22 protein-coding genes and 1 riboswitch are annotated in these 22151 nt (G+C 73.0%); of the genes, 6 read left to right on the top strand and 16 right to left on the bottom strand.

Features of this window, described 5'->3' with window-relative positions:
* Positions 1-22: 22 nt before the first annotated feature.
* Entirely contained in the window at positions 23-1624 is a 1602-nt protein-coding gene (locus AC0B9F_RS34420; RefSeq protein WP_472009242.1) for an amidohydrolase, read from the bottom strand.
* 48 nt (positions 1625-1672) lie between these two features.
* Positions 1673-2113, bottom strand: coding sequence for an Lrp/AsnC family transcriptional regulator (locus tag AC0B9F_RS34415; RefSeq protein ID WP_472009293.1), 441 nt, complete (start codon positions 2111-2113; stop codon positions 1673-1675).
* Positions 2114-2383: 270 nt separating this feature from the next.
* Here AC0B9F_RS34415 and AC0B9F_RS34410 point away from each other — a divergent pair, with 270 nt between their 5' ends.
* Entirely contained in the window at positions 2384-2824 is a 441-nt protein-coding gene (locus tag AC0B9F_RS34410; protein WP_472009240.1) for a hypothetical protein, read from the top strand.
* A 237-nt stretch (positions 2825-3061) separates the two neighbouring features.
* Positions 3062-3307 (top strand): hypothetical protein, encoded by a 246-nt coding sequence (locus tag AC0B9F_RS34405; protein WP_472009239.1) that lies wholly within the window; start codon positions 3062-3064, stop codon positions 3305-3307.
* Positions 3308-3633: 326 nt separating this feature from the next.
* On the opposite strand, the gene AC0B9F_RS34400 is transcribed toward AC0B9F_RS34405, so the two are convergent.
* The 4 genes from AC0B9F_RS34400 to AC0B9F_RS34385 form a co-directional block, all read right to left on the bottom strand.
* Positions 3634-4806, bottom strand: coding sequence for an acyl-CoA dehydrogenase family protein (locus AC0B9F_RS34400; protein WP_472009238.1), 1173 nt, complete (start codon positions 4804-4806; stop codon positions 3634-3636).
* A 244-nt stretch (positions 4807-5050) separates the two neighbouring features.
* Entirely contained in the window at positions 5051-5713 is a 663-nt protein-coding gene (locus AC0B9F_RS34395; RefSeq protein ID WP_472009237.1) for a TetR/AcrR family transcriptional regulator, read from the bottom strand.
* A 109-nt stretch (positions 5714-5822) separates the two neighbouring features.
* A complete protein-coding gene (locus AC0B9F_RS34390) occupies positions 5823-5963 on the bottom strand; it encodes an SCO1431 family membrane protein (protein ID WP_363265095.1) in 141 nt (46 codons plus the stop codon).
* 151 nt (positions 5964-6114) lie between these two features.
* Positions 6115-7473, bottom strand: a complete 1359-nt coding sequence (locus tag AC0B9F_RS34385) for a peptidase C39 family protein (RefSeq protein ID WP_472009236.1) — start codon at positions 7471-7473, stop codon at positions 6115-6117.
* A gap of 210 nt (positions 7474-7683) precedes the next feature.
* Between AC0B9F_RS34385 and AC0B9F_RS34380 the strand changes: the two genes are divergently transcribed.
* Both AC0B9F_RS34380 and AC0B9F_RS34375 read left to right on the top strand, forming a co-directional pair.
* On the top strand, positions 7684-8316 hold the full coding sequence (locus AC0B9F_RS34380) for a uridine kinase family protein (protein ID WP_472009234.1): 633 nt from the start codon (positions 7684-7686) through the stop codon (positions 8314-8316).
* A 394-nt stretch (positions 8317-8710) separates the two neighbouring features.
* On the top strand, positions 8711-10573 hold the full coding sequence (locus AC0B9F_RS34375) for an AAA family ATPase (protein ID WP_472009232.1): 1863 nt from the start codon (positions 8711-8713) through the stop codon (positions 10571-10573).
* A 434-nt stretch (positions 10574-11007) separates the two neighbouring features.
* Here AC0B9F_RS34375 and AC0B9F_RS34370 read toward each other — a convergent pair whose 3' ends face one another.
* From AC0B9F_RS34370 to AC0B9F_RS34330, 9 genes are all read right to left on the bottom strand, one after another.
* Positions 11008-12060, bottom strand: coding sequence for a hemolysin family protein (locus tag AC0B9F_RS34370; protein ID WP_472009230.1), 1053 nt, complete (start codon positions 12058-12060; stop codon positions 11008-11010).
* Positions 12057-13391, bottom strand: a complete 1335-nt coding sequence (locus tag AC0B9F_RS34365) for a hemolysin family protein (RefSeq protein ID WP_472009228.1) — start codon at positions 13389-13391, stop codon at positions 12057-12059. Before AC0B9F_RS34365 ends, AC0B9F_RS34370 begins: the two co-directional genes overlap by 4 nt.
* 263 nt (positions 13392-13654) lie before the next feature.
* The gene (locus AC0B9F_RS34360; protein ID WP_472009226.1) at positions 13655-14116 is read right to left on the bottom strand and encodes a PH domain-containing protein; all 462 of its coding nucleotides are present in this window, start codon (positions 14114-14116) and stop codon (positions 13655-13657) included.
* Between the two features lie 38 nt (positions 14117-14154).
* Positions 14155-15003: an ATP phosphoribosyltransferase gene (gene hisG / locus AC0B9F_RS34355; protein WP_472009224.1), complete on the bottom strand. Its 849-nt coding sequence runs from the start codon at positions 15001-15003 to the stop codon at positions 14155-14157.
* Positions 15004-15077: 74 nt separating this feature from the next.
* Positions 15078-15350, bottom strand: coding sequence for a phosphoribosyl-ATP diphosphatase (locus tag AC0B9F_RS34350; protein WP_361634963.1), 273 nt, complete (start codon positions 15348-15350; stop codon positions 15078-15080).
* 34 nt (positions 15351-15384) lie between these two features.
* Positions 15385-15870 (bottom strand): 6,7-dimethyl-8-ribityllumazine synthase, encoded by a 486-nt coding sequence (gene ribH, locus AC0B9F_RS34345; protein WP_472009223.1) that lies wholly within the window; start codon positions 15868-15870, stop codon positions 15385-15387.
* Positions 15871-15891: 21 nt separating this feature from the next.
* The gene (locus AC0B9F_RS34340; RefSeq protein WP_472009221.1) at positions 15892-17181 is read right to left on the bottom strand and encodes a bifunctional 3,4-dihydroxy-2-butanone-4-phosphate synthase/GTP cyclohydrolase II; all 1290 of its coding nucleotides are present in this window, start codon (positions 17179-17181) and stop codon (positions 15892-15894) included.
* Positions 17178-17819, bottom strand: a complete 642-nt coding sequence (locus AC0B9F_RS34335) for a nicotinamide mononucleotide transporter family protein (RefSeq protein WP_472009219.1) — start codon at positions 17817-17819, stop codon at positions 17178-17180. The genes AC0B9F_RS34340 and AC0B9F_RS34335 overlap by 4 nt, the downstream gene beginning before the upstream one ends.
* A complete protein-coding gene (locus tag AC0B9F_RS34330; RefSeq protein WP_472009217.1) occupies positions 17816-18424 on the bottom strand; it encodes a riboflavin synthase in 609 nt (202 codons plus the stop codon). The genes AC0B9F_RS34335 and AC0B9F_RS34330 overlap by 4 nt, the downstream gene beginning before the upstream one ends.
* Before the next feature lie 146 nt (positions 18425-18570).
* A riboswitch (FMN riboswitch) is annotated at positions 18571-18701 on the bottom strand.
* 310 nt (positions 18702-19011) lie between these two features.
* On the opposite strand from AC0B9F_RS34330, the gene AC0B9F_RS34325 reads away from it, so the two are divergent.
* Together AC0B9F_RS34325 and AC0B9F_RS34320 are read left to right on the top strand one after the other, a co-directional pair.
* Positions 19012-19932 (top strand): RNA polymerase sigma-70 factor, encoded by a 921-nt coding sequence (locus AC0B9F_RS34325; protein ID WP_472009215.1) that lies wholly within the window; start codon positions 19012-19014, stop codon positions 19930-19932.
* 91 nt (positions 19933-20023) lie between these two features.
* Positions 20024-20776 (top strand): SDR family oxidoreductase, encoded by a 753-nt coding sequence (locus AC0B9F_RS34320; protein WP_472009213.1) that lies wholly within the window; start codon positions 20024-20026, stop codon positions 20774-20776.
* A 112-nt stretch (positions 20777-20888) separates the two neighbouring features.
* Here the strand turns inward: AC0B9F_RS34320 and AC0B9F_RS34315 are convergent, their stop codons facing one another.
* Complete coding sequence (locus AC0B9F_RS34315) at positions 20889-22091, bottom strand: ROK family transcriptional regulator (RefSeq protein WP_472009210.1); 1203 nt, start codon at positions 22089-22091, stop codon at positions 20889-20891.
* Positions 22092-22151 lie beyond the last annotated feature (60 nt).

Below are 22151 nucleotides of genomic sequence, written 5' to 3'. Positions count from 1 at the left end.
TCCGCCGCCCGGCCGCCGTAGATCACTCGCCCGGCCGTACGTACACGGTGCGGCCGCCGACCACCGTCCGCAGGCAGACGGGCAGGTCACGGCCCGGGGTGAGGTCGGGCAGGCCGGGGGTGCCCGAGCGCGGGTCGGTGGACCAGCGGGCGACACGGTCGTCGGGGGCCTGGACGACGAGGGCGTCGGTGCGCCACACGGCGTAGTCGGCGGGGGCGCCCGGCACCAGGACGCCCGCGTCGTCGCGTCCGACCGCCCGCCAGCCGCCGCGCGTATGGGCGGTGAAGGCGGCACGGACGGAGACGCGGTGCTCGGGGGTGCGGTGGAAGGCGGCGGCGCGGACCGTGCCCCACGGGTCGAGCGGCGTGACCGGGCTGTCGGAGCCGAAGGCCAGCGGGACGCCGGCGCGCAGCAGCGCGGCGAAGGGGTTCAGCGTCCGGGCCCGCTCGGCGCCCAGACGCTGGACGTACATGCCGTCCTCGCCGCCCCACAGCGCGTCGAAGGCCGGCTGCACGGAGGCGGTCAGGCCCAGCTCGGCGAAGGCGGCGATGGTCTCCGGGCTGAGCATCTCGGCGTGCTCGACGCGGTGGCGCGCGGCCCGTACGCGGGTCAGGCCCACCTTCTCCGCGGCGGCGCGTACGCCCTCGACCACGGCGGTCACGGCGGCGTCGCCGATGGCGTGGAAGCCCGCCTGGAGGCCCGCCTCGGTGCAGGCGACGACATGGGCGGCGACGGCGTCGGTGTCGAGGTAGGCGGTGCCGGTGTGGGGGGCGTCGGCGTACGGCTCGTGCAGGCAGGCGGTGTGCGAGCCGAGGGCGCCGTCGACGAACAGGTCCCCGGCCGCTCCGATCGCGCCCAGCTCCCGCGCCTTGGCGACGTCGGCTTCCGCCCAGTAGCCGACGACCCGCGGGCCCGGCTCCTCGGCGGCGAGCCGGAGCAGGCCGGTGAAGTCGTCCTCGGAGGAGATCTCGGGGCCGCCGCACTCGTGAAGTGAGCCGATGCCGAGGGACGCGGCGTGCGCGAGGGCCGCGCGCTGGGCCTCGGTGCGCTGCGCGGCAGTGATCGCGCCGAGGGCGGTGGCGCGCACCGCGTGGTGGGCGTCGCCGGTCAGCGGGCCGTCCACGGCGCCGGGAGCGGGGGTCAGCTCCAGCAGGGCGGTGGTGACGACGGCGGAGTGGACGTCGATGCGCGACAGGTACAGCGGGCGCCCGCCGGTCGCCTCGTCCAGCTCCGCGCGCGTGGGCGGGCGGCCGTCCCTCCAGCGGGCGGCGTCCCAGCCGTGCCCGAGCAGCACCCGGTCGTTCGGGCGGGCGGCGGCGAACTCCCGTACGGCGGTCAGGGCCGCTTCGAGCGAGGGCGCGCCGGACAGGTCCAGGCCGGTGAGCGCCAGGCCGGTGGCGGTGGTGTGCACGTGCGCGTCGGTGAACGCGGGGGCGACCAGGGCGCCGTCGAGGTCGATCACCTCGTCGACGCCGTCCGCGAAGGCGTCGGCCGCGCCCTCGGAGCCGACCCAGGCGACCTGGCCGCGTTCGACGACCATGGCGGTGGCGAAGGGGTCGGCGGGGCTGTGGACCTCGCCACGGCGGAGCAGGACGGTCTGCGGCTCGGGGGTGCGCTCACTCATGGGGAACAGTCTCGCGCCTGTGCCGGACCGCTCCGCACCCAGGTCGGGTCAGATGCGTGGCGGACGGGCCTCGTACGGCGTGGACAGCACCACTGTGGTGCGGGTGGACACGCCGGCCAGCGAGCGGACGCGGGCGAGCAGCTCCTCCAGTTCGTGCGGGGTGGCCACCCGCACCTTGAGGATGTAGTTCTCGTCGCCGGCGACGCTGTGACAGGCCTCGATCTCGGGGACCCCGGCCAGCCGGTCGGCGATGTCGTCGGGCGCGCTGGGGTCGAACGGTTTGACCGAGATGAACGCGGTCATCGGCAGCCCGACCGATTCCGGGTCGACGACGGCCGCGTACCCGCGGATGACGCCACGCTGTTCCAGCCGTCGCACCCGCTGGTGCACGGCTGACGTGGACAGGCCCGTGGCCTTGCCCAGGTCGGTGTAGCTCATCCGCCCGTCCTTGACGAGCAGCTGCACGATCTGACGGTCCAGCTCCTCCATGACGCAGAAACCTACAGGGCGGCTGATCTCCTCGGATACCTCCCAAGCCCAGGTCATGCCCGGTTCGTGACCTCGCGGCCGGCCGCCGTCTGCGCCATCCGGGCGGCGCACGGCCCGCGCCCGACCGCCGGCACACGCTGTGTGACGAACGCCACACGCTTCGAACGGTCTCCGTGATGGTGGCGTGATTACCCCCCGGAGCGGACGGGAAGTGCTTGCTGTGGTCGAGGCCGCAGCGCCGTCACGGCCCAGCCCGAGGGGGAGAATCCCATGCAGAGTCTTAAGCGCCCTGGTCGTTCCGTGCCCAAGCGGCAGCAGCCGGCCGTCGAGCCCGAGCCGGAGGGCGTCGAACCCGACGCCTTCGACGACGGCGAGGAGTTCGACGCCTACGACACCTTCGAGATGTACCGGGTGATCTGCCCGGACTGCGCGCAGCCCATCGCTCTGCTGGCGGACGAGGAGGTCCTGCCGGAGCACGCGCTGTGCGCCTCGCCGTGGAACCCGTTCGGGCTCACGGTGTGTGCCGGTACGGGCCGCCGGGCGTCCGACGCCCGGCCCGCGGACGAGTCGTTCGCACCGCAGGAGCAGGACACGGCGCTGCTGTTGACGCTCCCTCAGGGGCTCGACTGGCGGACGCAGCCCTTCTCGCACGTCGGAGGCCCGGGCTCACGCCCGCTGCGCGTGCCGACGATGCGCCGCCACGCCGCCTGACCCACAGGCCGGCGCGGCGCGCCACGCCCGACGCACCATGACCGCCCTGCACCACGGCCCTTGGGGTGCCGTGGTGCGGGTTCGGCGTGCGGCGCCCGAGCGGTTCCGGGTGCGGCCGATTTTTGACGCTCCGTCAGGTACGGGCGGGCGGCTCGGAACCGAACGGCCGCCCCGCGCGAACTCACGCCCGATTCTGCGGGCCGGTGACCTGGTGGACCGCCGCCGCGTTGCCCGGGTATGACCCGCACGTATGCGACGACCGGGAATGAGCGGCGCCTCTTCGTGCCGCCGTCCGCAGAATCGGTTCCTCTGGCGCCGCCGCAGCACCCGGACCCGCCCATCTACCGCGCGGTGCTGCGCATGTGGGCGGAGGGCGGCCGCACCCTGCCGGGCCGCCACGACCCGGAGTGGACCCGGCTGGCGGCCCCGCTGGTACGTCCAGGGCAGTTCGGCGGCTTCCGCGGCGTGGGCGACCCGGGCTGAGCGGGCCGCGGGAGCTCAAGAAGCCGGGGCTCAGCGGACCTCGAGGCCCGCCGGACCGGGACTCACCGGACCCTCGCGGCATCGCCGGGGCAGGGGCGCAGCAGTCCTCGCGGCATCGCCGGGGCAGGGGCGCAGCAGTCCTCACAGTTCCGCCCACCCGAGCCCTGCAGGCCACCCAGCCCCACCGAACCCGAGCCCAGCAAGCCACCCAGCCCCACCGAACCCGGGCCGGCGGACCGAACCGCGGCGCCGGCGCCCGGACCGGCGGACGGAACCACCCCGCCAACCCTGGCCGGCGGGGCCGCGTCCCCTCTCCGGGCCGGGATTCAGCGGGTCTCGGGGCCCGCGAGGTGGCGGGCGATGACCATGCGCTGGATCTGGTTCGTGCCCTCGACGATCTGCAGCACCTTCGCCTCGCGCATGAACCGCTCCGCCGGGAAGTCGGCGGTGTAGCCGTAGCCGCCGAGGATCTGGACGGCGTCGGTGGTCACCTTCATCGCCGCGTCGGTGCAGTGCAGCTTGGCCATGGCCGCCTGCTTGGCAAACGGGCGGCCGGCGTCCTTCAGCCGGGCCGCGGTCAGGTACAGCGCCCGGCCCGCCTCGATCTGGGTCGCCATGTCGGCCAGCATGAAGCGCAGGCCCTGGAAGTCGGCGATCGGCCTGCCGAACTGCCGCCGCTGCGTCGCATAGGTCACCGCCTCGTCGAGCGCCGCCTGGGCCACGCCGATCGCGCAGGCCGCGATGCCGAGCCGCCCGGAGTCCAGCGCCGACAGGGCGATGGTGAAGCCCTGGCCCTCCTCGCCGATGCGGCGGTCGTCGCCGACGCGTACGCCGTCGAAGTGGACCTGGGCGGTGGGCGAGCCCTTCATGCCCATCTTCTTCTCGGGCGCCGCGGCGCTCAGCCCCTCGGCGTCCCCCGGCACCAGGAAGGCCGTGATCCCGCGCGGGCCCTCCTCACCGGTGCGGGCCATGACCGTGTAGAAGTCGGCGACCCCGCCGTGCGTGATCCAGGCCTTGGTGCCGGTGATCACCCAGTGGTCGCCGTCCCGGACGGCCTTGGTGCGCAAGGAGGCCGCGTCGGACCCGGAGGCGGGCTCGGACAGGCAGTAGGCGCCGAGCAGGCCGCCGCCGAGCATCGCGGGCAGGTGCTCGACCTGCTGCTGCTTGCCGCCGAAGGTCGCCAGGGCGTGGCAGGCCAGGGTGTGCACGCTGACGCCGAGGCCGACGGTGAGGCGGGCCGCGGCCAGCTCCTCCAGCACCTGGAGGTAGACCTCGTACGGCTGGTCTCCGCCGCCGTACTCGGAGTCGTAGGGCAGGCCGAGCAGTCCGGACTCGGAGAGCAGGGAGAAGATCTCGCGCGGGAAGCGCCCGGCGTCCTCCTCCTCGGCCGCCTTCGGGGCGATCTCACGCTGCGCTATGTCGCGGACGAGCGAGATCAGATCCCGGGCCTCCTCCGTGGGCAGCAGACGGTCCACCGGCTGCGGGGCGCGGTCGGGCATGGCGACGCTCTCCTCCCTGTCGGGCACATCGGCGGACGTGCGCCCGGGGTTGGGGGCGGCTCCGCCGGGTCTTCCTGGTGCCGGCCGGGGCGGGCGTTTCCGGGTCTCGGAACACTGCTGACCAGCGGCTGTGCGCTGTGAGTATGCCCGATTCGAAGGGTCGCGTCACCAGTTAACGACCGCTTACTTCAAGAAAAATCCGCGGCCTTTCCGAGAAGGCCGGAATCGGTCCGCGCCGCGGGTGTCAGCCGTCGCGGCGGGCGGGTCCGGGAGCCGGGCGGGCCGGGTCGATCTCCTCGATGGCGCGCAGGGCGCCACCCAGCGTCTTCACCAGCAGGTCGCGCATCACGTCCCGGGACAGCTCGGGGCGGCCGACCCAGTCGAGGGTGGCGCCCTCGACCCCGCACACCCAGGACAGCAGGCCCATGCGGGCGGCCGGGCTGAGGTCGCCGCGGCCGTAGGCGCCCTCGGCGATGGTGAGGATGATCGCCTCGCGGACCGAGTCCCGTATGGCGTGCACCTCGGCGTCGAAGCCGACGCCGCCGCTGACGATGGTGCGGTAGGCGGCCTGGTTCTGCTCGGCGTAGCGCAGATAGCCGTCGATGGTGCGGTGCACGCGGTCGACGGCGGGCAGGTCCGCGCCGCTCGCGGCGAAGGCGACCAGGTCGGCGACCGCGTCCTGGACGATGGCCAGGTAGTAGCCGCGCTTGGACCGGAAGTAGTAGTAGATCAGCCCCTTGGCGACATGGGCCTGACGGGCGATGTCGTCCATCGACAGGGCGTCGTAGGAGGTGTCGGCGAACAGACGGCGCCCGATGGCGATGAGTTCGGTACGACGCGCCAGCGAGCGCTCCGTGCCGCGGGGTCCGGGAACGGCGACGGCAGCGGGCTGGTTGCTGAGGTTCAAGGTCGACCCCGGGTTCCTGCGGGCGGCGGACATGCCGCAGTATGGCAGGCCGGGTCTGCCTCAGATCACAGCTGTCCGCGCTGCGGGAACCCTTCGGGCGACGGCCGGTTCAGAGCAGTCCGAGCTGGGTGACGAGCATCGCGAGCACGACGACGAGCACCCAGCCCATCGCGTGCTCGAGGATCGTCGGGCCGTCGTCGCGGGGGCCGCCGGTGCGGGCGCGGGGGGCGGTGGCCGTGTGTGCGGTCATGGCGTCGTCTCACTGTGGTCGTCCGTGCGGGGTCGTCCCCCGCCGATCGTCCACCATGCCACCAACGGGCCGTCTTGCGGCGGAGAGGTTGGTCACAGCCCGCTCCGGCACGGCGGCCCCCGGGCGCTCCCCTGGGGCCGCCGGGAGCGGTTCAGCGCACGCCCACCGCCGCGAGCGCGGCCCGCTGGCGCGGGGTCGGGCGGGCCGGGAAGTACAGGTAGCAGACGCCTCCGGTACCGGAGGCGACCTTGCCGGAGGCGTTGTACCGCTTGGTCCGCAGCCAGATGTTTTCAAATTCTCGCCGCAGGTAGACCCGTCGTACCGCCGCGTCGCTGGGCGACGCCGGGTCGTTGGCGATCACGTCGCCGTCGGCGGTGAAGCCGATGACCGTCATCAGGTGCCCGGAGGTGCCGTAACCGGCCCCGGTCAGCTCGGCCTTGAGGAAGGACTGGGACGTCATGGCCGGGATGCCGGCCGCGATCAGCGTCTCCAGCTCGGTGAGCGAGGCGAGCCGGGTGACCACGCCCTGCAGGTCCGGGAAGGTGGCCGCGTAGGCGGCGTTGAAGGGCCAGTTGCCGCAGCCGCCGTACTGGTAGTCGTAGGTGTACCGGGCCGCGTGGCAGACCTGCGGGTCGGCGTACGACGGATCGACCCAGGCCAGCTGCTGCGGGGTCAGCCGGCCGCCCCAGTACTCGACGATCATCTGCGAGGAGGTGGGGCTGCACCAGGCCTCGCCGCCGTTGTCGTACTCGGGGTACTGGCCCTTGTGGATCTCCTGCGAGTAGCGCGGGACGGCCAGCTCGCGGGCGAGGGCAGGGGTGGAGGCGGGGACCGTGAAGCGGTCGGGGATGTCGGAGGCCATGGCGCCGAGCCGCCACACCGTCGGCGTGGCCTTCAGCCCCGGGCGGCGGTACAGGGTCAGCCGGAGCCGGTAGGAGGCCAGCCGCAGGCCGGAGGCGGGGTCGTCGATCGAGAAGGTGTCGGTCCAGATGCTGCTCCTGCCGTCCTTCTGGCCGTCGACGGAGGTGCGCCTGATGTCCTGGTCGCCGGCCGCCCAGCGGCCCATCACGTACCAGGGGGTGGCGGTGCCGTCGGAGTACGTGCCCTGCAGTTCGGTCCCGATCCAGGTGCCGGCGGGGGTGTGGGCGTTCCAGGAGGCGACGGCCTCGGTGGCCGGGACGGCCGGCCGGTGCACCGGGGAGGTCCAGGTGGCGTACTCCCAGCGGGCGGTCGTGCCGGTGTGCGGGTCGGTGTAGTCGGTCGTGCCGGCCGCCTCGCCGATGACGAGGCCGGGGCGGACGCCCGCGACGGCCCGGGCGCCGCGGGAGGTGCCGCCGCGCCAGTCGGTGTACGTGGTCCAGGACCGGTGGTCGATCGGCCGGGCCGGGGTGGGGCGGCCGGCGGCGGACGCGCCGGCGGCGGCCACGACGGGGCCGGCGCCACCGGCCACCGCGGCGGTCACCGCTGCGGCCAGGAGGGTTCTGCGGGAGGGCTGTTCGGCTCTGCTCATGGGCAAAAGACCCCCAGGGATGCGAGTCGGGGCAGGCAGGTCCGTGCGACAGTGGGCCCACTATGACCGCAGCGGGCGGCACTGGCCAGCATCCGACGGGCATGCCGCGCCACCAATATTGGTCCACACCCCTGGCACGACCTGGGCCGCAGCGGCCGTACACTCTCCCCGCCACGGCTACCGCCACCGCCACCGCCACCCCACCGGACGATGCCCGACACCCTGCACCAGCTCGCCGCACAGCTGCACCGGCTCCCGCCGTCCTGCGGCCCGGTGCGCCTGGTCGGCGTCGACGGACACGCCGGCTCGGGCAAGTCGACGTTCGCCGCCCGGCTGGCGCGCGCCCTGGGCGACGTCCCCGTTCTGCACCTGGACGACATCGCCAGCCACGAGGAGCTGTTCGCCTGGACGGACCGGCTGCGCCGCCAGGTGATCGAACCGCTCGGCCGGGGCGAGACGGCGCACTACACGCCCTACGACTGGCGCGCACGCCGCTTCGGCGCGCCGCAGCCGCTCCCGCCGGCCCCGGCCGTCCTGATCGAGGGAGTCGGCGCCGGCCGCCGCGCCCTGCGCCCGCACCTCGCCCGGCTGCTGTGGCTGGACCTGCCGCGCGAGGAGGCGTGGGAGCGGGGCAGGCGACGGGACGGGGCGGAGCAGACGGACTTCTGGACCGGATGGGTCACGGCAGAGCAAAGACACTTCGCCGAGGACCCCTCCCGGCCGCACGCGCACCTTCTGGTACGCCAGTTGGCCACGGGATACGAGGTGTTGCCGGGGCCCGGGTTGACTGCCACCGAGCGCCACAACATCACACACAGTGACGGACCGTCCGCGATGTGGTGAACCCGTGAAGACCCTTGTCCGGCAACTTCCCCGAGCGCCTCAACTCCGCTTGACCGGGGGCCCGTACAGGACTTACGTTCTCAATGTGCGGCAAAAGAAGCCGCCCTTTCACGCGAAGCCCTCGGTTGTTCCCCCGTGACCGGGGGCTTCGTTCTGCCCTCACCGCCCCGCGCGGCCGCTGTGAGGCGCCGAACACTCACGCTCGGTGATCGCCCCGCGTGCGCCCCCTCTGCCCCCACCTCGCCAAACGGCCGGTACCGCACCCTTCGGCCCACCACCGACCCATGGGTACGATGCCTTCGGTGCGACCTTGCTTCGCGCACCTGCAACTCCGGTCCGCGGCACAGCGGTTCGAACCAAGGCATCGGCGGGGGCACGGTTTGTGGGGGACGTGATGGACTTCGGCACGCGGGGCCCCGAGGCCCCGGCCGACCTCGCCTGGCTGCGGGGCGTGGACGCCTACACGATGGGCGCCTACCCGCAGGCGGAGGAGGAGTTCCGCACCGCGGTGCGGATCGATCCCGGCATGGCCGACGGCTGGCTGGGCCTGCACGCGCTGCGCGTGGACACCACCACCGCGCTGCTGCGCATGCACCGCCACCGGGACCGCTTCGGCGAGCAGCGGACCCGGCACCGCCGCACCCTCAACTCCTGGTACTGGCTGGGCTGGTGGGTGCAGCCGGTGCTGGAGTCCCCCCGCGACCTCCTCCTCGCGCACGCCTCGCACTGGCTGGACGGCCGGCACGTGCCGGAGCTCGACCGGGCCCTGGCCGGACTGCCGCCCGTCGACACCGACCCGCAGGTCCGCTTCCTGCACGCCTGCCGCGCCTATCTGGTCAAGGACTGGGAAGAGCTGGTCCGGCACACCGACCCCCTGCTGGACGACCCGCTCCTCGGCATCGAGGCCGGACTGTTCGGCGGCATGGCCAGAGTCCGCCTGGAGATGTACGGCCAGGCCGAGCCGCTGCTGTCCACCGCCCTGATGCGCTGTCGCAGCGAACAGCCGCAGCGCAAGGAGCTGCGCTACTGGCTGGCCCGCGCCCACGAGGGCACCGGCCGCTCCGCCGCCGCGCTCCCCCTGTACCGGGCGGTGCACCGCGTCGACCCGGCCTTCATGGACACCTCGGCCCGGCTCGCGGCGATCGCCGAGGGCGACGGCTACGACGTCACCACCGACCCGTCCGACCTCGCGGCGGTCACCCTCACCGGCACCGGCCAGGACGGCACGGACGGCCCCGACGGCCTGGACCCGCTCTTCGGCACCGAGGGACGCGACCTGAGACTGACCGACCTCGACCTGCCCCCGGTGCCGTCGGCGGTTACCCCGGTGGTGCGCGAGAAGACGACCCTGACCTCCCCTCTGCCGGCCGGCCCGACCGACCCCGCCTTACTCGAGGAGGCGCTCGCCGAGCTGGAGCGCATGGTGGGCCTGGAGCCCGTGAAACGCCAAGTCAAGGCGCTGTCGGCACAGTTGAACATGGCACGGCTGCGCGCCGGCCAGGGCCTGCCGGTCCAGCCGCCCAAGCGGCACTTCGTCTTCTCCGGCCCCTCCGGCACCGGCAAGACCACCGTCGCCCGCATCCTCGGCCGCGTCTTCTACGCCCTGGGCCTGCTCGGCGGCGACCACCTGGTGGAGGCGCAGCGGGCGGACCTGGTCGGCGAATACCTCGGCCAGACCGCCGTAAAGGCCAACGAACTCATCGACTCGGCCCTCGGCGGCGTCCTCTTCGTGGACGAGGCCTACTCCCTCTCGAACTCCGGCTACGGCAAGGGCGACGCGTACGGCGACGAGGCGCTCCAGGTCCTGCTGAAGCGGGCGGAGGACAACCGCGACCATCTCGTCGTCATCCTCGCGGGCTATCCGGAGGGCATGGACCGCCTGCTCACGGCCAACCCCGGCCTGTCCTCCCGCTTCACCACCCGCGTGGACTTCCCCTCCTACCGCCCGCTGGAACTCACCGAGATCGGCAAGGTCCTCGCCGCGGAGAACGGTGACCTGTGGGACGAGGAGGCCCTCGACGAGCTGCGCTCGATCGCCGGGCACGTGGTCGACCAGGGCTGGATCGACGAACTCGGCAACGGCCGCTTTCTGCGCACCCTCTACGAAAAGAGCTGCGCGTACCGGGATCTGCGGCTGTCGGCCTACGCGGGCCCCCTCTCCCGCGACGACCTCGCCACGCTACGCCTCGCGGACCTGATGCAGGCATACGGCGAGGTCCTCTCGGGCCGAGGCCCCCAGGACCCGTCGGCCCGATAGTCACCACCGAGACGGGTTGCACGCCCGGCGTTTCCAGATTCCCGACGCCCGGCGTTCCCTGGCAAGGGAGCTGGCCCCGCGGCGGCGCGGGTAGGTGGCTACCTCCGCGCGGCGCCCCGCTGCTCAGCCGATGGCGGCCCGCACCCGCGTACGGCGGAAAGGGGCCGGGGTGGGGGGTGTCCGCCCGCAGCGGCCGGCACCGGGCAACGGCGCCGTCGTCGGAAACGGGCGGCCGGACCGAGGACGGACACCCCCCACCCCGGCCCCGACTCAGAAACCGGCCGTAGGCGACGCACGCCACGACGCAACCGCAACGGGCCGCCGCAGGCATCAAAGGGGCGCGGGGCTGTGTCGATATGCGGCTCCGCCGCGTGGGCGCGACCAGCTACAACGCACCCGCACCCGAACCACGACCCAGCGCCGCAGGCACCCCCCTACGAAGCCAAAACCTGCTCCGCCGCCGCAGCCCGATGCGCCGGATCCCGCACCTCCCCCACCAACAGCTCCAGCACATCCTCCAGCGCCACCACCCCCAGCACACGCCCCGCGCCATCCGCGACCTGCGCCAGATGCGTGGCCGCCCGCCGCATCACCGTCAGCGCGTCGTCCAGCGGCAGCTCCGCCCGCAGCGTCGTCATCGGCCGCCACACCTGCTGCGGCACCGCCCGATCGGAGTCCTCGAGATCGAGCACGTCCTTGACATGCACGTACCCCATGAACGCCGACCCCCGCTCCGCCGCGACCGGGAACCGCGAGTACCCCGTCCGGGCCGTCAGCTCCACGATCTGCCCCGGCGTCACCGACGGCGGCACCGTCACCAGCGACTCCCGCCTCAGCAGCACATCGGTCACCGGCCGGGACCCCAGCTCCAGCGCGTCCTCCAGCCGCTCCTGTTCCTCCGGATCGAGCAGTCCGGCCTGCCCGGAGTCCTCCACCAGCCGGTTGAGCTGCTCACTGGTGAACACGGCCTCGACCTCGTCCTTGGGCTCCACCCGGAACAACCGCAGGATGCCCTTCGCACAGGCCCCGAGCGCCACGGTGATCGGCTTGCACAGCCGTGCGAACGCCACCAGCCCCGGACTCAGCCACAGCGCGGCCTTCTCCGGCGCGGCCATCGCGAGGTTCTTCGGGACCATCTCCCCGATCACCAGATGGAAGAAGACCACCGCCGCCAGCGCGATCACATAGCCCAGCGGATGGATCACCCCCTCCGGCATCCGCACCCACGCGAACACCGGCTCCAGCAGATGCGCGACCGTCGGCTCGGCCACGGCGCCCAGCGTCAGCGAGCACACCGTGATCCCGAACTGCGCCGCCGCCATCATCTGCGGCAGGTGCTCCAGCCCGTACAGCACCTGCCGCGCCCGGGCGGTCCCGAGCGGCTCGATCTGGCTGCGGCGCACGGAGACCAGCGCGAACTCGGCGCCGACGAAGAACCCGTTGGTCAGCACGAGCAGCGCGGCGAACGCCAGTTGGAGAACGCTCATAGCGCGGCCTCCATCACATTCACGGCCGGCGACGTCCGCACCAGCCGAACCCGCTCGGCCCGGTAGTGCCCCACCTGCCGCACGGACAGCCGCCACCCGGGCAGCTCGGCCTTGTCGCCCGGCGCCGGAATCCGCCCGAGCAGGTCGGCGACCAGCCCGGCGACGGTCTCGTACGGCCCCTCGGGCGCCTCGAAGCCGACCCGCTGCAGCAGATCGACGCGGCAGCTGCCGTCGACGTCCCAGGCGGGCCGCCCGTCCTCCGGCGGCGCGGGCGCCAGCTCCGGCAGGTCGTGCCCGTCGTGCTCGTCGCGCACCTCGCCGACGAGTTCCTCGACGATGTCCTCCAGGGTGACCACCCCGGCCGTACCGCCGTACTCGTCGACGACGACGGCGATCGGCTGCTCGCTGCGCAGCCGGGTCAGCAGCGGCCGCACCGGCAGGGTCTCCGGCACCAGCAGCGCGGGCCGCGCGATCCGGCCCACCGGCGTGCGCAGCCGGTCGTGCACCGGCACGGCCAGCGCGTCCTTCAGATGCGCCATGCCGACGATTTCGTCGATCTTCTCGCGGTAGACGGGGAACCGCGACAGCCCGGTCGCCCGGGTCAGGTTCACGACGTCCTCCGCGGTCGCCGACGCCTGCAGCGCGCTCACCTTCACCCGCGGCGTCATCACGTGCTGCGCGGTCAGCTCGCCCAGGGACAGTGTCCGGACGAACAGGTCGGCGGTGTCCTGTTCCAGCGCACCCGCCTGCGCGGAGTGCCGGGCCAGGGAGACCAGCTCGCCCGGGGTGCGGGCGGAGGCCAGTTCCTGTGCGGGCTCGACGCCCAGCGCCCGTACGAGCCGGTTCGCGACGGTGTTCAGGGCGGCGATCACCGGCCGGAACAGGCGGGAGAACACATGCTGCGGGCCGGCGACGAACCGTGCGACCTGCAGCGGGCGCGAGACGGCCCAGTTCTTGGGCACGAGCTCGCCGATCACCATCTGCACGGCGGAGGCGAGCAGCATGCCGACGACCACGGCGATCCCGGAGACGGCGCCCGCGGGGATGCCGATCGCGGTGAAGGGGCCGTGCAGCAGCCGGGCCAGCGCCGGCTCGGCGAGCATGCCCACGACCAGGGAGGTGATGGTGATGCCGAGCTGGGTGCCGGAGAGCTGGAAGGACAGTTCCCGCAGGGAGGCGACGACCGTGCGGGCGCGCTGGTCGCCCTCGGCGGCGGCCTTCTCGGCCTCCGGACGCTCCACGGTGACCAGGCCGAACTCGGCGGCCACGAAGAATCCGTTGGCGAGGATCAGCAGAAACGCGGCTGCCAGGAGCAGCAGGGGGGTGGTCATGATGCCACCGCCTCCGAGTGTCCGTGGCGCGGTGCCACGGAATGTCGGCAGGGGGCGGCGCAGGTACTACAGGACGATCCGTCCATCGCCGGAGAGGGTCACTCCTCGGTTAGCAGGGGCCCCCGACGCCGGGCGGCGTGCAGGGGCGGGGCGCAGCGAAAAACGCCTCCGCCCCCAGATTAATCAAGATGCCGGGCACTACGGCAGGGTGGACGACCCCGAGTTGGCCCGTGATCTCCCCCGAACGATGTCCCCGGGCCGGCTCAGGGCCGCTCGCCGGAGGCGTCGGGGTCGGTGATGGACTGGGCCTCGACCAGCGCCCGCAGGGTGTTCGCGTCGGCGAGGGCGCGCTGCTTGTTGATGCCGGGCTGGATGCCGAGGGCGGGCAGGCTGGTGCCGTCGCTGAGGTTGAGGAACACCCAGGGGTCGCCGGTGCGCAGATTCACCTTGAGGATCTCCGCCCACTCCAGCCGGCGGGTGCTGGCGAAGTTGACCACGGTGACGCCGGACTCGTCGGCGACGACCTTGGGCCGCGACAGCCAGAGCAGGACGCCGAAGAGCAGCGCCCCGGTGACGACGAAGCTGAGCTTCTCCCCCGGGCTGAGCTGCTCCAGCAGCAGAGCGACCGTGGAGATCACGACGAAGATCACGGCACCGGCGGTGAGCAGGACGACCCGGGTGCGGGCCGGCCGGAAGGTGACGGGAAGCGAAGGCAGATCGGACATGTCAGGAAGATCCCACAGAGGCGACGTACGGCCGCCGCTCAGAGCCGGCAGGCGTGGATGGCCGTGGTCAGGATGGCCCGCGCTCCGATGGCGTACAGGTCGTCCATGATCCGCTGGGCCTCCTTGGTCGGCACCATGGCGCGGACGGCGACCCAGCCCTCGTTGTGCAGCGGCGAGACGGTCGGGCCCTCCAGGCCGGGGGTGACCGCGACGGCCTCCTCGAGGTGCTCGGCGCGGATGTCGTAGTCCATCATCACGTAGGTCCGGGCCACCAGGACGCCCTGGAGGCGGCGCAGGAACTGCTGGACCTTGGGGTCGTCGGTGCCGGCGCCGGTGCGGCGGATGACCACCGCCTCGGACTTCATGATCGGCTCGCCGAACACCTCGAGGCCGGCGTTGCGCAGCGAGGTGCCGGTCTCCACGACATCGGCGATGGCCTCGGCGACGCCCAGCTCGATGGCGGTCTCGACGGCGCCGTCGAGGTGCACGACGGAGGCGTCGACGCCCTGGTCGGCGAGGTGCTGGGAGACGATGCCCTCGTAGGAGGTGGCGACGGTCTTGCCCTTGAGGTCCGCGAGGCTCGCGACCGCGCCGGGCTTGGCGGCGAAGCGGAACGTGGAGCGGGCGAAGCCCAGCGGCAGGATCTCCTCGGCGTCGGCGCCGGAGTCGATCAGCAGGTCACGGCCGGTGATGCCGATGTCGAGCATGCCGGAGGAGACGTAGATCGCGATGTCGCGGGGCCGGAGGTAGAAGAACTCGACGTCGTTGCCCGGGTCGACGATGCGCAGCTCTTTCGACTCGCGGCGCTGCTGGTAGCCGGCCTCATGCAGCATCTCCGCCGCAGGGCCGGACAGTGAACCCTTGTTGGGGACGGCGATGCGCAGCATGAGGTCGGCTTCCTTTGGTGTGAAGGGGTTGGGGGTACGGCAGGTCAGGGCGTGCGGCGTGCGGGTGCCGCGTCCTACAGGTGCGCGTAGACGTCGTCGAGGGAGATCCCCCGGGCGACCATCATCACCTGGAGGTGGTACAGCAGCTGGGAGATCTCCTCGGCCGCCGCCTCCTTGCCCTCGTACTCGGCGGCCATCCAGACCTCGGCGGCCTCTTCGACGACCTTCTTGCCGATGGCATGGACGCCCTTGCTCACCAGCTCGGCGGTGCGGGAGGTGGCGGGATCGCCCTGGGCGGCCTTGTGCTGGAGCTCGGTGAACAGCTCCTCGAACGTCTTCTTGGACATGGTGCCGCCCACTCTACGCGGTGTGCCGGACGGCCTAGTGCCACGGTTCGGATACTGAGCGGAGCGTGGACGCGGTGGCGACCGCCGCCGTCACCGCCTCGTGCCCCTTGTCCTCGCTGGAGCCCTCCAGGCCGGCCCGGTCCAGGGCCTGCTCGTCGTTGTCGCAGGTGAGCACGCCGAATCCGACGGGGACGCCGGTGGCGACCGACACCTGGGTCAGGCCCTGGGTGACGCCCTGGCAGACGTACTCGAAGTGCGGGGTGCCGCCGCGGATGACGACGCCGAGGGCGACGACCGCGTCGTAGCCGCGCTCGGCCATGACCTTGGCCGCCACCGGCAGCTCCCAGCTGCCGGGGACCCGGAGCAGGGTCGGCTCGTCGATGCCCATCTCGTGCAGGGCGCGCAGGGCGCCGTCCACGAGGCCGTCCATCACCTTCTCGTGCCACTGCGCCGCGATGACGGCGACCCGCAGGTCACCCACATTGCGTACGGACAGCTCCGGTGCGCCCTTGCCGCTCACGTGTCTCCTCAGTGCCGTTTCTTACTGGTTGCCGCAGGTGGTGGCGGGGGCCGTGTCCAGCCAGGGCAGGTCGTGCCCCATCCGGTCCCGCTTGGTGCGCAGATAGCGCAGATTGTGCTCGCCGGCCGTCACGGCCATCGGCACCCGGCCGGTGACCTCGATGCCGTGCCGCCGCAGTGCGTCGGTCTTGTCGGGGTTGTTGGTCATCAGGCGGACGCTGCGCACGCCCAGGTCGCTCAGGATCTGCGCGCCGGCGGCGTAGTCGCGGGCGTCGGCGGGCAGCCCGAGCTCCAGGTTGGCGTCGAGGGTGTCGCGGCCGCGTTCCTGCAGTTCGTAGGCGCGCAGCTTGGACATCAGGCCGATGCCGCGGCCCTCGTGTCCGCGCAGGTAGACGACGACGCCCTGCCCCTCGGTGTGGATGCGCTCCAGGGAGGCGTCGAGCTGGGGGCCGCAGTCACAGCGCTGGGAGCCGAAGACGTCGCCGGTCAGGCATTCGGAGTGAACGCGGACCAGGACGTCCTGCCCGTCGCCGATCTCTCCGTGGACGAGGGCGACGTGCTCGACGCCGTCGACGGTGGAGCGGTAGCCGTAGGCGGTGAAGGCGCCGTGCGCGGTCGGCAGGTGGACCTCGGCCTCGCGGCGGACGGTGGGCTCGCTGGAGCGGCGGTAGGCGATCAGGTCCTCGATGGAGATGATCGTCAGGCCGTGCTTGCGGGCGAAGGGGATCAGCTCGGGCAGGCGCAGCATGCGGCCGTCCTCGCCGGCGATCTCGACGATGGCGCCGGCCGGGCGCAGGCCCGCGAGGCGGGCGAGGTCGACGGCGGCCTCGGTGTGGCCGTTGCGGACCAGCACACCGCCGGAGCGGGCGCGCAGCGGGAAGACATGGCCGGGGCGCACCAGGTCGGTGGGCTCGGCGGTGCCGCTCGCCAGCAGTTGCAGCGTGGTGGCGCGGTCGGAGGCCGAGATGCCGGTGGTGACGCCGTGGGCGCCGGAGGCGTCGACGGAGACCGTGAAGGCGGTCTTCATGGACTCGGTGTTGTCCTGGACCATCTGCGGCAGTTCGAGCCGGTCCAGTTCGTCGCCCTCCATGGGGGCGCAGATCAGGCCGCGGCACTCGCTCATCATGAAGGCGACGATCTCCTCGGTCGCCTTCTCGGCGGCGATGACGAGGTCGCCCTCGTTCTCGCGGTCCTCGTCGTCCACGACCACGACCGGGCGGCCCGCGGCGATGTCGGCGATGGCCTGCTCGATGGGGTCGAGGGAGAAGTCCTCGATGCCGTCGGTGGAGTACAGGATCGGTGCGGTGCTCATGCCGGCGCTCCTTCCAGGGCGGGCTGCGCGTTCCGGCGGGAGCGCAGCCACCAGTCGCGCATGCCCCACAGGACGAGCGCGCCGTAGATGACGTAGACGAATCCGGAGAAGGCGTAGCCGTTGGCGAAGTTCAGGGGGACGCCGACGAGGTCGACGAGCAGCCAGGCGAACCAGAACTCGACCATGCCCTTGGCCTGGGCGTACATGGCGACGATCGTGCCGACGAAGATGTAGGCGTCGGGCCACGGGTCCCAGGAGAGCCGGGGGTAGGCCGTGAAGAGCAGGGCGACGGCGAGGGTGCCCGCGGCGGCCACGGCGAGCATCGCGCCGCGTTCGCGCCAGGTGGCGAAGCGGACGGCGATCCGGCCGTCGTCGCCCTTGTCCCGGTCGCGCTGCCACTGCCACCAGCCGTACAGGGCGACGGCCATCACGACGACCTGCTTGCCGGCGCTGCCGGTGAGGTGGCCGTAGAAGGCGCCGAAGAGGACGAGTCCGGACAGGAACTGCACCGGCCAGGTCCACACGTAGCGGCGCCAGCCGAGGGCGAGGGTGATCAGGCCGAGGATGTTGCCGGCCATGTCCGACCAGATGATGTGCTGGCCGAAGAGGGTGAACGCCTCGGAGTTCATCCAGTTCATCGGCCGGCCCCCGGCAGGCGGTCGCCGAGCATCCGCTCGACGTACTTGGCGACGACGTCCACCTCGAGGTTGACCGGGTCGCCGGGCTGCTTGAGGCCCAGCGTGGTCAGGGCGAGGGTGGTCGGGATGAGGCTCACGGTGAAGTGGTCGGGCCCGGCGTCCACCACGGTGAGGCTGATGCCGTCGACGGTGATGGAGCCCTTCTCGACGACGTAGCGGGAGAGGCCGGCGGGCAGGGAGATCTTCACGATCTCCCAGTGCTCCGAGGGCTTGCGGTCGAGGATCTCGGCGGTGCCGTCCACGTGGCCCTGCACGATGTGACCGCCGAGGCGGTCGCCGACGGCCATGGGGCGTTCGAGGTTGACCCGGGAGCCGGTGGTGAGGGCGCCGAGGCTGGAGCGGTTCAGGGTCTCCGCCATGACGTCGGCGGTGAACTCGTCACCCTCGTGCTCGACGACGGTGAGGCAGACGCCGTTGACGGCGATGGAGTCTCCGTGCTTCGCGCCGTCGGTGACGACGGGGCCGCGAAGCCGGAAGCGACAGGCGTCGTCGAGGGTCTCGACGGCGGTGACCTCGCCCAGCTCTTCGACGATTCCGGTGAACACTTCCCGGGTCCTCCTGCCTCATAGGGGCACGGACTCCGGGGCTGTCGATGACGACAGAGATCACGGGCGAAGACACCGGGGGCGACGCCGGACAGACTCGTCCGCGTGGACGAGCGAATACGGCGGCGCGCATGGATGCCCGCCCGCCGCGCACTGCCTCCCATCCGGACTTTAACCGTCGGTCCAGGAATTTCACCTGGTCAACCGGTCACTGGACGTGACCGGGTCGCGGACTGTAACCGCCGGTTCGGACTTTCACCGACCCCGGAGTGCGCTGCTTTAGGTACAGGGCCAGTGTGCCACGGCCGCTAGTCGTCCATAGGGGTGAGGTGTGTGGAGTGGCTCACAGGATGCCTCCGGCCGCCCCTTGGTCCGTACCTATTGACACATTGGTCTAGTCCTCCCTAGGGTCGGCGCAACTTCCCGGCAGACAGGCCCTGTTGCCGTCGGCGGGAGGGGGCCGCCCCCAGGCAGCGGGGCCTGCCGGGCGGCCCGCGCAGACGGGCCCGGCGGCGGTGACGAAGGCCCTTGCCCGCCGCCGGGTCCTCCCATGGCCGGGGCGGCGGGCCGTCTGGCAGGGTGAGGCCATGACGACCGCGCTCGCCGAGGAGTTCGAGCCCCACCGGCCCCGTCTGTTCGGCCTGGCCTACCGCATGCTGGGGTCCGCCGAAGAGGCCGAGGACACCGTCCAGGACGCCTATCTGCGCTTCAGCGGAGCCGACCGGGCCGGGATCACCCACCTCGGGGCCTGGCTCGCCAAGGTCGTCACCAACCTCTGCCTGAACCGCCTGACGTCCGCCCGGGCCCGGCGCGAGAGTTACGTCGGCGCCTGGCTGCCGGAGCCCGTCGCCACCGTGGACGGCGCGCTCGGCCCTCTCCCCGTGTCCGACGGGTGCGGGTGGGGTCCCCAGGAGTCCGCCGAGCAGCGCGAAGCGGTGTCCATGGCCCTGCTCGTCCTGCTGGAGCGGCTGACGCCGACCGAGCGGGCGGTGTACGTGCTGCGCGAGGCGTTCGGCTACGGCCACCGCGAGATCGCGGGCGTCCTGGGCCTGGGCGAGGCCAACTGCCGCCAGCTGCACCGGCGGGCGCTGCGGCGGCTGGAGTCGGCCGAGAGCCGGTTCCGGCCGGCGCCCGACCGGCAGCGCGAGTTGGTCGCCTCCTTCCTCTCCGCCGCCCGGGACGGCGACCTGGCGGGGCTGGAGAAGCTGCTCGCCGACGACGTGACCTGGTGGAGCGACGGGGGCGGCAAGGTCAGGGCGGCCCTGCGGCCCGTCGAGGGCCGGGAGAAGGTCCTGCGCTTCCTGGCGGGCATCTCCCAGAAGTACGGCGCCGGCCTGGACTTCGCGGCCGCGGAGGTCAACGGCGCGGACGCGGTGCTGCTGCGGGCCGACGGCACGCTGTCCGGGGTGGTCGCCTTCGAGTACCGCGACGGCCTGATCACGCAGGCGTGGACCGTGATGAACCCCGACAAGCTGGAGTTCGTACGCCGTCAGCTCGACCGGTCGTAGGCGTCTGTCACATTCTCGGGGGCCGGCCGGTCCTTGCCGGTGAGGGGCGCTCCGGACGGGAGTGCCCGATGCCGCGAAGGAGCTGAACAGCATGACCACGATCCTGGTGACCGGAGGCACCGGCACCCTCGGCCGGCTCGTCGTCCAGCGGCTGCGCGCGGGCGGCCACGAGGTGCGGGTGCTGAGCCGGCACACGCGGCCGTACGCCGCCGATCTGCGCGAGGGCGGTCCCGGACTGGAGGCGGCCGTGCGGGGCGTGGACACGATCGTCCACTGCGCGAGCGGCCCGCGCGGCGACGAGCGGGCGGCCGGGAACCTGATCGCTGCGGCGCGGCGGGCCGGAGTGGGGCACCTGGTGTACATCTCGATCGTCGGCGTGGACCGGGTGCCGTTCGGCTACTACCGCGCCAAGCTCGCGGTGGAGCAGTTGGTGCGGGAGTCGGGCCTCGGCTGGACGATCCTGCGCACGACGCAGTTCCACGACCTGGTGGCCCGGGTGCTCCAGACGCTGGCGACGTCCCCGGTGATGCCGCTGCCGGCCGCGGTGAGCGACCAGCCGATCGAGGTGGCGGAGGTCGCCGACCGGCTGACCGAGCTGGCCCTCGGCGCGCCCGCGGGCCGGGTCGCGGACATGGGCGGCCCCCAGGTGCGCACCCTGGAGTCGCTGGCCCGCGCATGGCTGAGGGCGACGGGCCGCCGGCGGCGGCTGGTTCCGGTACGGCTGTGGGGCGCGGCGTACCGGGGCTTCCGGGCCGGCGGTCATCTGGCGCCGGAACAGGCCGTGGGCGAGGGCACGTTCGAGGAGTACCTGGCGAAGCGCTTCGGCGACCTGCCGGCCCGCTGAGGCGGACCCGCTCCGGCCGGGCGGGCGACCGCCCACTGTGCCCGCGGCCCGGCCGGAACAGCTGTCCCTGCGGCCGGGCGAACGGGCTCCCTCCCCTGGGCCTGGCGGACGGCTACCCCTGGGGCCCGGCGAACAGCTCGTCCTGTGCGCGTTCCCGGGCCGTCAGGAGTGCGCCGCGCAGCACGGCGCCGCCGCCGAGCGTGCTCGACCGGACCTGTGTGGGCAGCGGCGACATGGCATCCAGCCGTTCCTGCACGCGCCGTGCGAGGGCCTCTCCGCCGGCCTGCCCCAGCTCGCCGCCGAGGACCAGGCAGCCGGGGTCGAGGACGGCCACCACGGAGGCGGCGCCGACGGCGATCCGCGCGGCGAGCGCGTCGAGGAAGCGGTCGGCGGCCCCGGGCGCGGGAGCCTGCCGGGTGGCAGCCACAGCGGCCCGCACGACCGCCGCGCCCACCGGCTCGCCTTCCCGCGGGGTGCCGCTCAGCCCGTGCTCCGCCGCGAGGGCGGCGACCGCCGCCGCCCCCGCCAGCGAGTGGAATCCCCCGTCGCAGCCCGTCGCCGACGGCAGTCCCGCCGTGCCGGGCACCGGCAGGAAGCCGATCTCCCCGGTGCCGCCGGAGGCGCCCCGGCGCAGCGCCCCGTCGAGGACCACGGCGGCGCCGGTGCCATGGCCGAGCCAGAGCAGGACGAAGGTGTCGCGGTCACCGGCGGCGCCGTCGCGCTGCTCGGCCAGGGCGGCGAGGTTGGTCTCGTTCTCGACGCTGACGCGGGCGTCGGGCAGGCGCTCCTGGAGGGCGGCGACCAGACGGCGGTGCCACGCGGGCAGGCCGCCGGAGGCGCGCAGTTCGCCGGTGGCGGGGTCGATGAGACCGGGCGCGCCGATGCCGACGGTGTGCAGCCGGTCGGCGCCGGCCTCCTTGGCCGTCCGCTCGACCAGGGCGACCGCCTGCTCCACCGCCGGTCCGGTGCCGCTCTCGCCGCCGATCGGCGCGGACGCCTCGGCGAGGACGCGGCCGACCAGGTCGGAGACGAGGACGGTGACGCCCTCGGTGCGCACGTCGAGCGCGGCGAGGTGGGCGCGGCCGGCGACGATGCCGTACAGCTTGGCGTTGGGGCCGCGGCGTTGCTCCCCGGCCTCGCCGACGACGGTGATCAGGCCGGAGGCGGCCAGGCGCTCGACGAGGTCGGCGACCGAGGGCCGGGACAGACCGGTCAGCTCTTTCAGCCTGGCCGCCGTCAGCGGGCCCTCCTGCTGGAGCAGCCGCAGGGCGAGCCGGTCGTTGATGGCCCGGGCGGTGCGCGGTGATGCGGGCATGGGCGCATCTTATCCGCTATCTATCAGGCAGGGTTCCTGATAGTTTGCTGCGGCGCGGCG

This window comes from Streptomyces sp. NPDC097129, from assembly GCF_055668065.1.
The sequence above is the reverse complement of the archived record's forward strand: the minus strand, read 5'-3'. Positions and strand labels throughout refer to the sequence as shown.